This window comes from Salinisphaera hydrothermalis C41B8, from assembly GCF_000732535.1.
Lineage (GTDB): Bacteria > Pseudomonadota > Gammaproteobacteria > Nevskiales > Salinisphaeraceae > Salinisphaera > Salinisphaera hydrothermalis.
Genome location: NZ_APNK01000006.1, coordinates 111622 through 125598 on the forward strand (window position 1 = coordinate 111622; position 13977 = coordinate 125598).

Annotated in this window: 11 protein-coding genes; 8 read left to right on the top strand and 3 right to left on the bottom strand. The window is 63.3% G+C overall.

The genetic code is table 11. The features are described from left to right. From C41B8_RS06440 to C41B8_RS06455, 4 genes are all read left to right on the top strand, one after another. Positions 1 to 1278: a WD40/YVTN/BNR-like repeat-containing protein gene (locus C41B8_RS06440; RefSeq protein ID WP_037335663.1), complete on the top strand. Its 1278-nt coding sequence runs from the start codon at positions 1 to 3 to the stop codon at positions 1276 to 1278. Positions 1279 to 1400: 122 nt separating this feature from the next. Then, positions 1401 to 2792, top strand: coding sequence for an ATP-dependent RNA helicase DbpA (gene dbpA, locus C41B8_RS06445; protein ID WP_037335669.1), 1392 nt, complete (start codon positions 1401 to 1403; stop codon positions 2790 to 2792). 163 nt (positions 2793 to 2955) lie between these two features. Continuing rightward, positions 2956 to 3477, top strand: coding sequence for a hypothetical protein (locus tag C41B8_RS06450; RefSeq protein WP_037335671.1), 522 nt, complete (start codon positions 2956 to 2958; stop codon positions 3475 to 3477). A gap of 721 nt (positions 3478 to 4198) precedes the next feature. Then, entirely contained in the window at positions 4199 to 7279 is a 3081-nt protein-coding gene (locus C41B8_RS06455) for an efflux RND transporter permease subunit (RefSeq protein WP_051883181.1), read from the top strand. A 190-nt stretch (positions 7280 to 7469) separates the two neighbouring features. Here C41B8_RS06455 and C41B8_RS06460 read toward each other — a convergent pair whose 3' ends face one another. Both C41B8_RS06460 and C41B8_RS06465 read right to left on the bottom strand, forming a co-directional pair. After that, a complete protein-coding gene (locus C41B8_RS06460) occupies positions 7470 to 8102 on the bottom strand; it encodes a glutathione S-transferase family protein (protein ID WP_037335673.1) in 633 nt (210 codons plus the stop codon). 163 nt (positions 8103 to 8265) lie between these two features. After that, the gene (locus tag C41B8_RS06465) at positions 8266 to 9291 is read right to left on the bottom strand and encodes a restriction endonuclease (protein ID WP_156962445.1); all 1026 of its coding nucleotides are present in this window, start codon (positions 9289 to 9291) and stop codon (positions 8266 to 8268) included. A gap of 192 nt (positions 9292 to 9483) precedes the next feature. Between C41B8_RS06465 and C41B8_RS06470 the strand changes: the two genes are divergently transcribed. The 4 genes from C41B8_RS06470 (at position 9484) to C41B8_RS06485 (ending at position 13325) form a co-directional block, all read left to right on the top strand. Further along, on the top strand, positions 9484 to 10344 hold the full coding sequence (locus C41B8_RS06470) for an HNH endonuclease (RefSeq protein ID WP_198025079.1): 861 nt from the start codon (positions 9484 to 9486) through the stop codon (positions 10342 to 10344). 216 nt (positions 10345 to 10560) lie between these two features. Then, on the top strand, positions 10561 to 11832 hold the full coding sequence (locus C41B8_RS06475; RefSeq protein WP_037335677.1) for an O-acetylhomoserine aminocarboxypropyltransferase/cysteine synthase family protein: 1272 nt from the start codon (positions 10561 to 10563) through the stop codon (positions 11830 to 11832). 283 nt (positions 11833 to 12115) lie between these two features. Then, positions 12116 to 12937, top strand: coding sequence for a sulfurtransferase (locus C41B8_RS06480; protein WP_037335680.1), 822 nt, complete (start codon positions 12116 to 12118; stop codon positions 12935 to 12937). A 175-nt stretch (positions 12938 to 13112) separates the two neighbouring features. Further along, positions 13113 to 13325, top strand: coding sequence for a hypothetical protein (locus tag C41B8_RS06485; RefSeq protein ID WP_037335681.1), 213 nt, complete (start codon positions 13113 to 13115; stop codon positions 13323 to 13325). Positions 13326 to 13407: 82 nt separating this feature from the next. On the opposite strand, the gene C41B8_RS06490 is transcribed toward C41B8_RS06485, so the two are convergent. Then, positions 13408 to 13782, bottom strand: a complete 375-nt coding sequence (locus tag C41B8_RS06490) for an FKBP-type peptidyl-prolyl cis-trans isomerase (protein ID WP_198025088.1) — start codon at positions 13780 to 13782, stop codon at positions 13408 to 13410. Between the last annotated feature and the right edge of the window lie 195 nt (positions 13783 to 13977).

Here is a 13977-nt window from a genome sequence, read left to right on the forward strand (position 1 = left end):
ATGGTGCCGACCTGGATACGACCCTGGCTGCTCGCGGCCTTGTTCAGCTACGGCGTGTTCGCCATGTACTGGTATTTCATGGCCGGATTCGCACACGGCTGGCAATACGGCGACCGCCGCATGCTCGACACCCGGCTCGCCGAGCCGGTGGACTGGGACAGCCTCGAGGCCGCGGCCGCCGGCGACGACAGCTTGCTCACGGTGAACTCGCATGGCCGCGACCCGGAAGCCGAATCCTGCATGCAGGCCGGAGACTGCCAGACCCAGTGTCAGGCCGCCGGGCAAGTCACCGCCGGACCGGATCAGCCCGTGCTCAATTGTCTGGTCAGGCCGCCAAAAATCGACCCGAACGACCGTCAACAGCAGATCGAACGGCTCATACGTCGCAGCCACCCCAAGGGGCTGACCTATGTACTGCGCCGCCACGATCGGCAATTGGCCGTGGTGGCCCGCCTGCAAGGCGAGGCCGAAGCGCTGGCCTGTGGTGCGAGCGGGCGCTGCTATCTGGTCGCCGAGCTGCCCAATTTATCCGATAACACCGTATTCGTATCGGACGATTTCGGGCAACACTGGCGGCTGGCCGCCCAGCAGACGCTGAAAAAAGCCTACACGCCGAAAATTGTCGCGATCGACGGCGAACGGGTATGGCTGAAGGGCTTCAAGCGTTTGTATCGGTCGTCCGACGGCGGGCGTCACTGGCAGGTCCTGATCGACACGGATCGCGTGATGGCCTATCACCCCGAACTGCTGACGTCGTCGCTGTACAACGACAACATGACCGATCATTTCGACTGGTACATGGATGACAGCGGCCGGCTTTATGCGGTCACCGGCGGCCAATACCGGCGCGCGCCGAATACCGTGATGTACCAGATCGATGCCGACAGCGGCGAGCTGTTGGCCGCCACGAAATACGACGGCGCCTTCATCGACATCGAACGCAGCCCCACAGGAGCGCTGTTCGGCATCTTCCGCTCGAACACACCCGAGCGCTACACCCTCTATCGCCTGCGCGCCGGCGAACTGCAGCCGCTGGTGGAAACCGGCAACGAACGCATGAGTTCGCTGCGCGCCGGCGGCCGACTGCTGATGTTCAATCGCGGCCAGAACGACGGCGAATTTATCGCCCTGAGCCGCGATGGCGGGCGCCACTGGCGGCCCATGAATACGTTCTACTTCGACCAGCGCATGCTGTTCGACCCGACCGGCGGCGGCTTTCTGCACATCGGCTACAAGAACCGCGGCACGCAATATCCCTACCACTGGCAACAGCCCTAGCGCTCGCCTATGGCGGGAGGCTCGTCTCACGCGGCCGCCTCCGCCTGCTGCATCGAATCGCCGCCGGGCGGCTCGCGCCTGCGGAACAAGCACCCGCTCTGTCGATCATGCGATCATGATGGATGACTGATTTCGCTTCCCTCGCGCTCCGCCGCGAATTGATCGATAGCGCCGCGGCCCGCGGCTTCGAGCGCATGACGCCGGTGCAGGCCCAGACGCTGCCGGCGATTCTGGCCGGTGCCGATGTCCTGGGCCAGGCCGAGACCGGCAGCGGCAAGACCGCGGCCTTCGGTTTCGGCCTGCTCAACAAACTGACCGTCGATCCGGACCGAACCCAGGCGCTGGTGCTATGCCCGACCCGCGAACTCGCCGATCAGGTGGGTCAGGCGCTGCGCCAGTTCGCCGCGCCGATCGCCAACGTCAAGCTGGTGATTCTCTGCGGCGGCGCGCCGATGCGCGCCCAGGCCCAGTCGCTCAACCAGGCGCCGCATATCGTGGTGGGCACACCGGGCCGTATTCTGGCTCATCTGCGACGCGGCCATCTGCAGGTCGATGCGCTGCAGACGCTGGTGCTCGACGAAGCCGATCGCATGCTGGATATGGGCTTTATCGACGATATCCAGGCCATCGTCGGCCACCTGCCGGCCGCTCGACAGACGCTGCTGTTCTCGGCCACCTGGCCCGAGAGCATCCGTGATATCTCGGCCCGCTTTCAGCGCGATCCGAAGCAGATCACCGCAACTCGCGGCGACGGCCCGGCCCAGCGGATCACGCAAATATTTCATCGGGTGACCGAAGCCGAAAAGCTGGCCGTGCTGGAACGGGTACTGGCCGATAGCCAGCGCCGCCAGCGGGGATTTGCCCAGGCGTTATTGTTCTGCAACCGGCGCGACGACGTGGATCGCGTCTGTCGTCATCTGAATAACCGCGGCGTTTCGGCCCTCGCCCTGCATGGCGATCGGGAACAACGCGAGCGTGACGAAGTGCTGCTGCGCTTTGCCAACCAGAGCTGTGCCGTATTGGTCGCAACCGACGTCGCCGCCCGCGGTCTGGATATTCCGTCGCTGCCGCTGGTGGTGAGCGTCGATCTGGCCCGCGATATCGAAACCCATACCCATCGTATCGGCCGAACCGGACGCGCTGGCGAATCGGGCCGCGCGGTCTCGCTATGCACCCCGGGCGAACGCGACCGGGCCGAGCGCATCGCCGCCGCGGCCGGCCTCCGCCTGAACTGGGCGGCCTGGCCGGACAACGACGGCGCGGCCCGTGCCCAGCCGCCCATGGCCACGCTGGTCATTCAAGGCGGCCGGCGCGACAAACTCCGCCCGGGCGATATCCTCGGCGCGCTCACCGGCGAGGGCGGGCTCGACGGCCACGACGTCGGCAAGATCGAAATCACCACAGTGCGCGCCTATGTCGCGGTCGCACGCTCCAAAGCCAAGGCCGTGCGCGATCGGCTGCGCCAGTCAGGCATCAAGAAACGGCGTTTCCGCGTGAGCATCCTGGGCGATTGATCGATCGCGAACCGGGCTCGCCATTAGCCGGATCGATAGGTCGGTCATCGCCGGATGGCATGCCAAAATCGCTCCGATGGGCGAGCCGTTGCACTGCGTCGCGAGCGCGGCTGAATCCGCTATGGTAGGCAGCGATTCATTTGAAATCTCGATAGCCTGGGCTATGACATTCGAAATCAGTGCAACTCGATGGCTCGTCGTTGGCGCCCTCGTCGCCGGTCTCATGGCCGGGTGTTCATCGCCCCAGCACGGCTCATCGACCGCCCGCTCGACGAACAGCGCCTCGAGCACAGAAACGACCGATCATCCGACACCAGCGGCATCGTCGACCCAGAGCGCTGCGGATGTGCTGGCCCAATATTTCAAGGCGATAGACGCCGGGCAATTCGATCAGGCGTACGCGCTGTGGCGCACGCAAAGCCACCAGGCGCCGGCCTCGGCGGCCGCTCTGAAATCACAGTACCCGGGCGTCTCATCGATCCGGATGAAAGTCACCGGCAATACCCGCACCGAAGGCGCGGCCGGCACGATTTACGCCACGGTGCCGATCACTGTCACCGAGCACACGCGCGACGGAACCGACAAGTCGCGAACCGGACAATGCGTGCTGGCACGCTCGAACAACGTGCCGGGCAGTTCCGACAAGGCGCAGCACTGGCACCTGCACTCCTGCGATCTGTCGTAGCCTACGAATCCGGCGCACACGGATGATGTCTCGGGCTCATCACGCGAGTACGCCATCGAATGTGCACCGGAAGCCGCAAAGGCCATGGACAACATCGGATGCAGCCGGCTGTTTTGGTACCGGATTGATTAGCCGGCGACGCCGCTGCCTCCGGTTCGTCTTCGACCCGTCCACTCAAGCGGTATCAACAGCCGCGTATTCTGTCGCCGCGCGGCGACGGCGCCCGTATCTGTTTGATTCGAGGCCTTCTCTTACGAAGCTTATACGCGGTATCCGGCTAATCTAGGGCGTGTTCACACGATTGGCGCGCGCCGCGTCTTACCCGACACGATTTTGGGTAGCAACGCGGCCATGGCGGTCGGGGAAACACGCTGCAAAGGATCATGACCGTCACGATTCCGTGATTCGCCGCTAAGCGAGTCGCGCCTGGCGATGCCGGCCTGCGCCGACAAGGGCCGCCCATGCCGGCGAACGGCGAACGGCGAACGGCGAACGGCGAACGGAACAACCGAAACCGAATGCACGACACCAGACCCAACCCATTGGCTCGCGACGACGGGTATCGGCCGCGGCAGCACAACGCCGACCGGGTGCATGCATGGCGCGATCGAGCAAATCGCGCACGGTTTGACGGGCCCAACGATCTCTGCCGTGGCCATCACCTCGCGGCGACAAACCGCCACAGCCTCGGCACCGCCCGCATCGCGCCTCGTTCGGCTGCATGAATTTCGCGGCCTGGGTTCAGAACCATCGCCGCTCGGTTCTGTTTCTGCTGGCGCTGCTGACGCTCGGCGGCGCCGCCAGCCTGCTGCAATTGCCCTCGGCGCTGTTCCCGGAAGTCTCGTTCCCGCGGGTCCGGGTGAGTCTCGATGCCGGCGCGCGTCCGGCCAAGGAGATGATGCTGCAGGTGACGCGCCCGGTGGAACGGGCCGTACGCGCGGTGCCCGGCGTGCGGTCGGTGAGTTCGACCACCAGCCGCGGTTCGACCGATATCTCGGTCAACTTCGATTGGGGCCACGACATGGTCAACGCCCTGTTGCAGCTGGAATCGGCGATCAATCAGATCAAGCCCGATCTGCCGCCGGGCACGCGGTTTACCGCCAAACGCATGTATCCGGCCAACTACACCGGCGTAATCGCTTACAGCCTCACTTCGGATACGGTGAGCCAGGTCAAGCTGCGCGATCTAGCCGAACACCAGATGGTGCCCTATTTATCCAGCGTGACAGGTGTGGCCAAGGTCACCGTCCAGGGTGGCGATCGGGCCGAGTACCGGGTGAGCGTGAACCCGGCGCGGCTGAATGCGCTGGGCCTGTCGATCGACGATGTCGCCAAGGCCGTGTCGGCCGCCAATGTCCTCACCGCGGTCGGCCGTGTCCAGGATCATTACAAGCTGTATCTGACCGTTTCCGATACCCGCTTCAAGAACCTGTCGCAGATCCGCCATACCGTGCTGCGCAGCGGCTCGGACGGGCTGGTGCAACTCCAGGATGTAGCCACGGTCCGGCTGGCGACCGCACCGAAATACACACGCTTTACCGCCGACGGCAAACAGGCCGTGCTGCTCAACGTCTACCAGCAGCCCGGCGCCAACGTGATCAAACTCTCACACGATCTCAAGGCGCGCCTGGCCCAGTTCCAGCCCCACATGCCCAAAGGCGTGACGCTGCATCAATGGTACGACCAGAGCGTGCTGGTCAGTGTCTCCCGAACCAGCGTGGTCGAAGCCATCGTGATTGGGATCCTGCTCGCGGGCGTGGTGCTGTTCGTGTTCCTGCGCAGCCTCAAGATCACGCTGGTCGCCATTATCGCGGTGCCGGCCGTGCTCGCGGCGACGATGTTGCTGCTCTACGTGTTCGGCATGACGCTCAATATCATGACGCTCGGCGGCATGGCCGCGGCGGTGGGGCTGATCATCGACGACGTGATCGTGATGGTCGAGCAGGTGGTGCGCCGGGTGCAGGAGACGGGCGAACACGACACGCAACGCGTTCTGGCGGCAGCCCGGGAATTCACCCAGCCCCAGATCGGCTCGTCGGCCTCGACCATCATCATCTTCCTGCCGTTGGCGTTTCTGAGCGGCGTCACCGGGGCATTCTTCAAGGCGCTGTCGCTGACCATGGCGATCAGCCTGTTCCTGTCGTTTCTGGTGGCCTGGCTGGTGGTGCCGCTGCTGGCGGATTTCATGCTCGGGCCCAAGGATACCGAGCGCGAAAAAAGCGGCCGCTTCGGGCAGTGGTTCAATCGTCGCTATACCCGCCTTCTGATCCGGCTGATGCGCCGGCCCGCCTGGTTGCTGGTCGGCCTGATTCCCCTGCTGGCCGGTGCGTATCTGGCGTTCGGTCACGTCGGCACGGGCTTCATTCCCACGCTCGACGAAGGCGGCTTCACCATGGATTACCGCACGCCGCCGGGCACATCTCTGGCCGAAACCAACCGTCTGATGATGCAGGTCGCGGCCATTCTCAAGAAGAACCCCTATATCCAGACCTGGTCGCGCCGTCAGGGCGCCCAGCTCGGCGGCGGCATCACCGAGCCGAATACCGGCGACCTGTTTGCACGCCTGGTCCCGCCGCCCCGGCCTTCCACCGAGGCGGTCATGGCCCAGGTCCGCAAGGCCGTCGAGCAACAGGTGCCGGGGTTGGATATCGAGCTCTATCAGCTGATCGAGGATGAGATCGGCGATCTCACCTCAAATCCGCAACCGATCGCCATCCGCCTGTTCGGCAACGATACTGGCCAGCTTCGCCAGGTCGCGCATCGGGTCGCACACGCGATCGAGGGTGTGAAAGGCGTGGTCGGGGTCCAAAGCGGTGTCACCATCGCCGGCGATGCGCTGGAAATTCACGTCAACCGCGTCAAGGCCGCCATCGAAGGGCTCTCGCCCCAGGCCATCACCCATCAGCTCCAGGCTTATCTCGGCGGCATCGTGACCACCCGGGTTCGCCAGGGCGTGAACTTCATCGGCGTCCGCGTATGGATTCCCGAGTCGCTGCGTGCCCAGACGGACCAGATCGGCCAGCTCCGTCTGCGCGCCCCGGACGGGCATCTGGTACCGGTCAAACGGGTGGCCGACGTCAAAATCGTATCCGGGCAACCGCAACTGACGCGCTATAACCTGAAAACCGACGTCACGGTAACCGGACGCATCAGCGGGCGCTCGCTCGGCCAAACCGTGAGCGACGTCAAGAAAATCCTGGGCAAGCCGGGGCTGATTCCGAACGACGTGTATTATCAGCTCGGCGGCCTGTATCAGCAGCAACAACAGGCCTTTCGCGGCCTGATGGAAGTTTTTGTCGCGGCGGTCGCGCTGATATTCCTGCTGTTGTTGTTCTTGTACGAACGCTTCCGCGTGGCGCTGGCCATCCTCGTTCAGCCACTGCTGGCAGCCAGCGCGGTTTTCATCGGCCTGTGGCTGACGGGTACCGAGCTCAACATTACGGCGATGATGGGCATGACGATGGTCATCGGCATCGTCACCGAAATCGCGATTTTCTATTTTTCAGAATTACGGCTGATGGACAACCATCGGCCGCTGGCCTGGAACCTCATTCGAGCCGGCCGCAATCGTATGCGCCCGATCGTCATGAGCGCCCTCGCCTTCGCGCTCGCGCTGTTGCCTTTAGCGCTGGGGCTCGGCCAGGGCTCCGGCATGCAGCAACCGCTGGCGATCGCGATCATTTCCGGTTTGTTAGTGCAGATCCCGTTGGTCCTCGTGCTTCTGCCCGTACTGTATAAACTGCTGACCGGCCGGGCGCCGCGGCATCCGAGCCACGGCGCACCGCCCCACGCGCCCAGCTGACCGCTCTGCCTCGGGAGCCTTCGGGCCTCATGGCCGATAGCCAGCCCGCCTATCGAGTGGGCAACGCTATTCGGTATCGGTACGCCTAATAATAATCAACCAAGCCACGCCCGCCATCGCGACGGTTACGGCACAGAGACCGCCGAAGACTACCCGTATGAGCCCGCCACGTTCGCGGCGCGCGCGTTGATCATCCGATCGGAGGCGCGGGCGGCGGCATCAACGCCTCGTCCTTCGCCGTAGCCCGCTGGTAAGCCTCGCGTTCCGTTAAACGGGCGGCATACAGCTTGAAGGCATCGCGCTCGGGCAACGAGCCGAATTGCAGCCCCCAAATAACGTGGGCGCCGACATAAACATCCGCCGCGCTAAAACCGCTGTCGCTGACATAGGGGTTGGCGCTCAGCATCTGGTCCAGCACATCAACCACGAGTTCGTAGCGGCCATAGCCTGCCATACGCGCCTGCTGCTCGGTCGGCGTAACACCGAGATATCGGTTGATCTCCGCCTGCTCAAGCGGGCCGGCGGCAAAGAACAGCCAGCGGTAATATGCTGCCCGCGCCGTCACCGGCGGCGCCAGGCCGGCGTCCGGAAACACATCCGCCAAATAGGCACAGATGGCCGCGCACTCGGTCACCACCTGACCGCTATGCACAATCGCCGGCACCTTGCCCATCGGGTTGATAGCAAGATAGGCCGGCGCTTTCATGCTCGTGGCATAGTCGAGGATTTCGGTATCGTACGTCGCACCCGTTTCCTCGAGCATCCAGCGCACGATGCGGCCACGCGACATGGGGTTGGTATAGAAGATCAGATCGGCATTCATCGCGGGCCTCCCGCATGATCAGGCTCATTTATGACTAAAGAGCCCCGTTTCCCCATTCGCGTCAATATGACGATAGCCAATAACAGGCACTAATCAGGCACGCGCCGCAGCAAGAGTGCAAACCAATCCGGCCGGTCACGTCAGGCCGGCGAAGCGCGCCGAATCAAGCGTTGGCCGCCCCGGCAAAACGTTTACCTTTGCACGCCGGATAACGCGAACAGCCTCGGAAGGCTCGCCCAGACTGACGCCCGGTTCGCGCCACCATCGTGGCCCCGCATAACGGACACAGATCGCGCCGGTTGGCGGCGATTTCGTGCTGAGCGGGCATTGCCGCCGGATCGACGAACGACAGCACGCTGTCGGCATCGATGCAATAAATCGAATTCTCGTCACAGAACCGACGCGCCTCGGGCGTGAGCCGGCCGGAGGTCGCCAATATCGCCTTGCGCGCGCTTTTGGCGTGCATAACACCGAACAACTCGCGCGCGATGTTCACGCCCACCGACTGACCTGCCCAGTGCTTGCATTGAACCAGCAACACGTTATTGCGCTCGCGCAGGACGATATCGATGCCTTCGTCGGCCCCCTCGGCCGTCAGTTCCGCCGAGAAACCCTTGCGGCGAAAACCGGCCGCAATCAGTTGCTCGAACTGAAACCAGCTCAGATTGGCGATGTTCTCCTGCGTCACCGGCGCCGGTTCATTCGAAGGGTTGGACGTCGCGGCACGGGGCGTTTGCGGCGGCTCGTTCGCCGCGACCCACGGTGCCTCACGCCTGCCAGCCGATGGCGATGCTTTCCTGGCACGTCGCGGACTGCGGCTGGCGGCGGGTTTCTTGCTCGTTGCCGACCGCAGTGAAAAGCGCTGTCGAACGAACGACATCAGCGAGCCAAAACAACAAACGCCAAGAAACAACCACGCCAGCCCGGCAAGCGCGCCGCCGCGAAGCGGCTCGGCCATAGATGCCAGGAAGGGATTACTCGTGCCCGACAATGCCCAGCCCAATCCATATCGGATGGCCACAAACCCCACAACGCCCAGGATGATGCCAGCCGGCCAGGGCGCCGCCACGATCAAATCCAGGCCGCTTGCCTGCTTTCGTCTTCTTCGCCGGGACATTCGGTGTAGGTCTTTATTCCCCCCCCGTAGAGCAATATAACCGAAGCAGCCTATCTCGTAGCGGCCGAGCAATACCGGTTGCTCGGCAACTTGACCCTATCGGCACTCATAAACAGACTCATGCTCAACCCGGGGATCATCTGAACCACTTTGCGATATTGGTGGGTCAACCAGAATCAGACGTATCGGCAGGAGATAGCCGGCGGCTACCTATGGTCGCCACAGCGACGCAGTAACCAGTCGCGCAACCCTTTCTACGAGAGCATGCGCGAAGTCTCCCCCGGCGATATCGTGTTCTCTTTCGTCGCAACGCGCATGCATGCCATCGGCATCGCACAGTCATTTTGTTATGAGTGCCCGCGGCCAGACGAATTTGGCGCTATCGGCCAGCAATGGGACGAGATCGGCTGGCGCGTGGACGTCCGCTTCAAAACAGAAAGACACCCGATGCGGCCGAAAGACCATATGGCGACCTTGGCGCCTCGCCTGCCAGACCGCTATTCCCCACTCCAGCAGAATGGCAATGGTCTGCAACAGGTTTACTTAACGGAATTGCCGTTCGAGCTGGCTGAAGAACTCGCGCGACTCATGGGCCGGCCAATTCTAGACCTGGTGCGAGGGCATCGCGTCGCCGAAACGCTACCCGAAACGGGGAGCCCAAACGCTATCGCTATTTGGGAAGCTGAGCTAACCCGTCGCATCGAAACCGATCCAAGTCTCGATAACACGGTTAGGCAGACTTTAATCAATGCCCGACGCGGCCAGGGGCTCTTCCGCGAGCGCGTAATGGCGAGAGAGAAGTATTGCCGCGTCACTAAAGTTGACCGGCCGACCCACTTACGAGCCAGCCATTGCAAACCGTGGCGGGACTGCGTAACCAACGAAGAAAGGCTAGACGGCGAAAACGGGCTATTTCTGACCCCATCGATCGATCATTTATTCGATCGCGGCTTCATCTCCTTTCAAGACGATGGCGAGTTAGTTGTGTCTCCCGTCGCGCATGCGCAGTCGCTAAACAAAATGGGAGTGCCTACCGACCAACGATTGAACGTTGGACGATTTACGGATAGGCAGAGGTATTTCTTGAACTTCCACCGTGAACACGTATTGCTTCAAAGAAGTTAAAGCCGTTTTGTCTTAAATCTACCCGTGACGGTAACAGACATGGATCAGCCGGTTCGTTCACCCACTGGGTGCATAGAAGCCTGAGTACAAACCCGGCTTATACAACACACCCGCGAACCGCCGCGATTGTCCTAAACTCGGGAGGCTCGGTCATGCATACCTACACCAAGCGATCACGCCGGGCGCCGCGATTCACAAAACTCAGGAAGCCCTCGCATGAAACCCGAAACCATCGCCCTGCACGGCGGGTACACGCCGGACGAACAGCACGCCGTGGCTGTGCCGCTGCATCAGACCACGTCCTATGCATTCGACGATGCGCAGCACGCCGCCGATCTGTTCGATCTGAAAGTATCCGGCAACATCTACAGCCGCATCATGAATCCCACCTGCGCCGTACTCGAACAGCGCATCACCGCGCTGGAAGGGGGCGTCGGCGCGCTGGCCATGGCCTCCGGGATGGCGGCGATCACGGCGACGATCCAGACGATTGCCGAAGCCGGCGACAATATCGTCTCGATCAGCGAACTCTACGGCGGCACCTACAATCTGTTCGCGCATACGCTGCCGCGCCAGGGCATGAGCGTGCGCTTTGCCGACAAGGACGACCTGGAGGCCATGGCCGCGCTCATCGATGACCACACCAAGGCCATCTACTGCGAGTCGATCGGCAACCCCTCCGGCAATATCGCCGATATCGCTCGGCTGGCCGAAATCGCCCACGCACACGGCGTGCCGCTGATTGTCGATAACACGGTCGCGACCCCCACGCTGCTGCGCCCGATCGAACACGGCGCCGATATCGTCGTCCATTCCGCAACCAAGTATATCGGCGGCCACGGGACCACCATCGGCGGGCTCATCGTCGATTCCGGACGCTTCCCCTGGCTGGAACACGCCGAGCGCTTCCCGCTGCTGACCACGCCGGACCCGTCCTATCACGGCATCAACTACGCCAGGGATGTCGGCGAGGCTGCCTTCATCACCCGGGCTCGTGTCGTGCCGCTGCGCAACATGGGCGGCGCAATGAGCCCGTTCAACGCCTGGATGTTCCTGCAAGGGCTGGAAACGCTGGCCCTGCGCATGGAGCGGGTCTGCGAGAACACCCAGCGCATCGCCGAATACCTGGAAGCCCACGATCGCGTCACCTGGGTCAACTATGCCGGGTTGCCCAGCCACCGCGACCACTCGCTCGCACAGCGCTATATGAACGGCAGGGCCTCGGGCATTCTGTCCTTCGGCATCGAGGGCGGTCTGGACGCCGGCGTGAAGTTCTACAACGCGCTGAAGCTGTTTATCCGGCTGGTGAACATCGGCGACGCCAAGAGCTGTGCCGCCATGCCCGCGGCCACTACCCACAGCCAGCTCAACGAGGCCGAACTAGCAAGCGCCGGCGTCACCCCCGACATGGTGCGGCTGTCGGTTGGCATTGAACATATCGACGACCTGCTCGCCGACCTGGAGCAGGCGTTGGCGGTTACCGGCTGAGCCCCGAATCGCTGCCGAAAATCGCCTGGACCGGGCCCGCCATGGCGGCGGGCCCGGCCGCCTCTCCGGCTCCGGGACTCGTCTTGTCTTGACCTACTCAAGATACGAGAAGCCGTGTCGTGCGCGTGCCACAAGTCAGGCCCGAAGCCTATCTCGAGCTAACCGGCGCCTCGCTGTTCTCACGACGGGACCGCTCGGCGGCCGGCCACGCGCCTACTGGTGCGCCACGCGATCGACTGGCACGCTTTGGCCATAACCACTTCGAGCGCAGCCGGAACGAACCATGAAAGACGTATTGATCGATGCCGAGACGTTGGGCGACTGGCTGGCCAAAGGCCGCGATGTCGTCGTGCTCGATGCACGGGCGCGGCTGCAAGATGCCGACGCCGGACGATCGCTCTGGCGCGAGAGCCACGTGCCGGGCGCACGTCATGCCGACATGGATCGGGAGCTATCGGCCACCCCATCCGCGGAAGGCGGCCGCCATCCGCTGCCGAGCCACGAACAGTTCGGCGCCCAACTACGCGCCTGGGGCATCACGCCGCAGTGCGATGTCGTGGTCTACGACGACATGGGCGGCGCGCTCGCCGCGGCCCGTGCCTGGTGGATGCTGGTGTGGGCCGGGCACCCGTCGGTGCATGTGCTCGATGGCGGCTGGCAAGCCTGGCGCAACGGCGACTATCCCATCGAAAGCGTATCGCCCGACCCGAGCCCCAGCGATTGGCAGCCGACGTTCAACGATGACCTGATCGCCACCATCGAAGACGTTGCACGCGGCGACGCGGTGCTGATGGACGCCCGGCCCGGCGAACGCTTCCGCGGCGAGAACGAACCGATCGACCCCGCCGCCGGCCATATCCCCGGCGCGCGGAGCATACCGGCCGCATCACTGGTGGACAGCCGGGCGCGTTTCCTCTCTCCGGCGGAACTGGCCAAGGCGCTGCCGCAAGATGACAACGCCATCAGCTACTGCGGCTCGGGCATCAGTGCTTGCCAGCTCATTCTGGCCTGCGCGGTCCTGGGTCGGCCGTTGCCGCGTCTATTCCCGGGCTCGTGGAGCGCCTGGAGTAGCGATTCGTCGCGGCCGGTGGCCACCGGCGCCTAAACAAGCCGGCTGGCACATCACGCCCAACTATCGGCCCGATGTTTATGACCCGGTCTTGCGATCGATGCATATCGCAAGACCTCTACCCCTTCTGATGCCGTCTTGAAGAACCGCATCGCGGCCGAGCCCTGAGTCCGCCCGGTGCCGCGCCTGCCCGTCATTAAAGGAACAAGTAATGAAGCAAAGCACCGACCGTATTCTGACAACGCACACCGGTAGCTTGCCGCGCCCGCAAAGCCTGTCTCAATTACTGGTTCGTCGAGAAAAACGCGCCCCGTTCGATGCCGCCGCTCTGGAACGGGAGATCGCAGCCGGCGTAGTCTGGGCCAAACTGGGGGCACTCGCCGAAGGCGCAGCGATTGCCTCGAAGCGGCTATGGGGCCACTGAACCGCGGTGCCGGGCTCGCCCCCGGCCCGATTGGAAGTGCCCAAGGAATCGGTCAAGCCCGTGGATCACCACGGTCGCCGTATCACTTCTGGACTTTCTCGAGCGAAACATCGAAGACCAGCGCGGCGTTCGGCGGAATGACGCCGCCGGCGCCCCGCGCGCCATAAGCCATGTCGGCCGGAATGATGAGCGTACGCTCGCCACCCACGCGCATCCCTTTCACGCCCTGATCCCAACCTTTGATCACCTGACCAGCGCCCAGCACAAAACTGAACGGCTGGCCGTGGTCCTTCGAACTGTCGAATTCCTTTCCGCGATGCTGCTTGGCATCTGGCGCGTAAAGCCAACCCGTGTAATCCACGGTCACACGCGCCCCCGGTACGGCCACGGCGCCGTGCCCCGTCTTGGTATTGATGATCTTGAGATGGGTGACCGCATTATCGCCGGCATAGGCCATGGTGGTCGCCAGGCTCAACATGCAGAAAGCCGCCATAGCCGCCATAGCCGCCAGATTGAATTTCGCCAAAAGTCTGTACATATCAGAAACGCCCGGTCATCCGTTAGGGTAAAGCTGAACCATTCGATTCGCGCAGTATACGGCTGCGCTTACCGGCTGCCCGCACGATACCGCCCCGGCGCAATCGTTCGCTCG